This window comes from Microbacterium sp. H6 (assembly GCF_003314775.1).
Lineage (GTDB): Bacteria > Actinomycetota > Actinomycetes > Actinomycetales > Microbacteriaceae > Microbacterium > Microbacterium oxydans.
On record NZ_QOAY01000159.1, the window covers coordinates 27,781 to 30,171 of the forward strand.

The window sequence follows — 2,391 nt, forward strand, 5'->3', positions numbered from 1 at the left end:
ACGTCGACGCCTTCACGACCGGTCGGCCATCGACACTGACGAGCCCCTCTGAGATGAGGGTCGCCGCGTGGGTGCGCGAACGGGCGAGTCCTCGGGAGGCGAGGGCGGCGTCGAGTCGCGTCATCGGGATCCCGACGTCTCCCGCTGCTCGACCTTCGCACCGGTCTCGAGGCGACGGGAGAGCGCGTCGTGCAGCGCAGAATACGCGTCGGCACGGGCAGGAAGCGGCTGACCCTCGATCAGGCGCAGCCGACTCCACAGACCATCGGTCGGTGCGCTCGTCGTCTCATCGCTCACGGTTCTACTGTACGCGGCCCCTCCGACGCAGGAGGGCGCCACGCGACGGCGTCAGGGGCGGTGGAACGGATCCTCGTAGAGACGCTCGGGAACCCGCAGCACGAACACGGGCGTTCCCGAGGCCCAGATGGCGGCAGCGCCCGCCCGCAGGAGATCGATCTGCTCTGCGGACTCCGCCACGATCTCGACATCGGCACCGGTGACACGCACGGCGGCGCCGTTGACACGGAAGACGCCGTCCTGCTGAGTCACTTCAGGGTACGGAAGATGCAGCTCGCGCAGGTCGCCGAGGATGTACGTAGGACGCGACCCCTCCGGTGCCGCCAGCACATGCTTCGGCCGATCGATGCCCGTGAGCACCAGAGCGGAGTCGATGCCCGCCCGGCTGGCGCCCATGATGTCGGTGTCCAGACGGTCACCGATGAAGAGCGCCTTCGTCGCACCGAAGCGTGCGAGCGCCTCCTGGAAGATCGGCTCCTCCGGCTTCCCCGCGACGGTCGCGAGCCGGCCGATCGCGGTGTGGACAGCGGAGACGAGCGTTCCGTTCCCCGGCGCGACGCCACGCTCCCGAGGAATCGTCCAGTCCGTATTGGTGGCGATCCACGGGATCCCGCCCTCGTCCTCCGGGAGCTTCAATGCGAAGGCCGCCTCAGCGAGATCGGTCCAGGCGACCTCGGGCGCGAAGCCCTGCACCACGGCGCTGGGTGCATCGTCCGCGCTGCGGGTGACCGTGTAACCCGCCTTCTGCACCTCGTCGACGAGCCCGTCACCGCCGATGACCAGGATCGTCGCCGGTGCGGGCACGATCTGGGCCATCAGACGCATCGCGGCCTGCGGGCTGGTGACGACATCCGTCGCCTGGACGTGGAGCCCGAGGCTGCTCAAGTGCTCAGCCACGGACGCGTCGGTCCGCGCAGCGTTGTTGGTGATGTATCCGAGCCGAGCGGACTTCGCCGCCTCGTTGAGACTCTCGACCGCGAACGGCAGTGCCCCGGGACCGGCATAGACCACCCCGTCGAGGTCGGCGAGGACAGTGTCGACACCGTCGAGCGGAGTAGGTGCCGACCGCTTCCGAGAGAACAGCGCCACTACGCCTCCGGCTCCGACTCGTCGGCGTCCTGATCTTCGTCCTGATCCTCGCCGAGCAGCTCGCGCACCTCGTCTTCGACCGAGGGCTCTTCCTCGTCTGATGCGTCGGACTCAGATGAATCGGACTCAGCCGCATCGGACTCAGCTGCTTCAGACTCAGCTGCATCGGCGTCCGCCTGGGACGCCTCGGCCGAGGCGTCGTCCTCGTCGGGGAACTCGCCCTCGATGAGGCTGTCCTCGATGAAGATCTCTTCGTCGCCCGCTTCGTCGATCCCGAGTGCTTCCGCGGCGACCTCGGCACGGTGCGCCCAGAACTCCGCCTCGTCGGTGCGCCCGAGGTCTTCGAGCACGGCGGCACGGGCAGCGAACAGAGCGGGGCTCCATTCGAACGCGCGATCGGGGTCGAGCTCGGGGATCTCCAGCTCACCGAGCGCGAGCTCGAGATCGCCCTGATCCAGCCGGGCTCCCGACATGGCGATGGCGAGTGCGACGCGGACAGGCGTTTCGAGGGCAGAGCGCTCCACTGCACGCCCGGTCTCGAGCGCCCGGTCAGAGCGACCGATACCCCGCTCACTGTCAACCATCAGAGCGATCTGATCGTCCTTACCGGAGATGCGACGGTAGGTGCGCAGTTCGCGCAGCGCGAGAGCGAAGTCCTCCGTGGCGTACGCGGTGATGCCGAGGGTCTCCCGGACGATCGCGATGCGACCGGCGCGTCGGGAGGCGGCCAGTGCGTGCTGGTGGGCGAGCGCAGGATCCTCATCGATGAGCCGTGACGCCATCGCGAGGTGACGGGCGACGTGCTCGGCATTCTCCTTGCTCAGCGTCTTGAGTTCGTTGCGCGCCGCCCCGTTGAGGTCACGCGCGGTGACATCGTCGGGGATGTGGGGCTCATCGAACCGCGGACGCTCGTTGGCGGCCTGCGCCGGCCGCTCCCGACCCGCGCCCCCGCGCTGCGGGAAGGAACGCCCAGCGGAGCGGTCGCCGCCCTCGCGGTTGTAGCCG

The 2,391-nt window shown here is 68.9% G+C and carries 2 protein-coding genes and 2 pseudogenes; all 4 read right to left on the reverse strand.

Annotation, left to right across the window (positions count from 1 at the left end; translation table 11 throughout):
* A pseudogene (locus DSP71_RS23545) lies at positions 1 to 124 on the reverse strand (S4 domain-containing protein); the annotation flags it as partial.
* Entirely contained in the window at positions 121 to 297 is a 177-nt protein-coding gene (locus DSP71_RS22230) for a hypothetical protein (protein ID WP_179516377.1), read from the reverse strand. The gene DSP71_RS22230 and the pseudogene DSP71_RS23545, both read right to left, overlap by 4 nt.
* A gap of 51 nt (positions 298 to 348) precedes the next feature.
* Positions 349 to 1,386, reverse strand: coding sequence for an HAD-IIA family hydrolase (locus DSP71_RS10155; RefSeq protein WP_058633033.1), 1,038 nt, complete (start codon positions 1,384 to 1,386; stop codon positions 349 to 351).
* A pseudogene (locus tag DSP71_RS10160) lies at positions 1,386 to 2,391 on the reverse strand (primosomal protein); the annotation flags it as partial. The pseudogene DSP71_RS10160 and the gene DSP71_RS10155, both read right to left, overlap by 1 nt.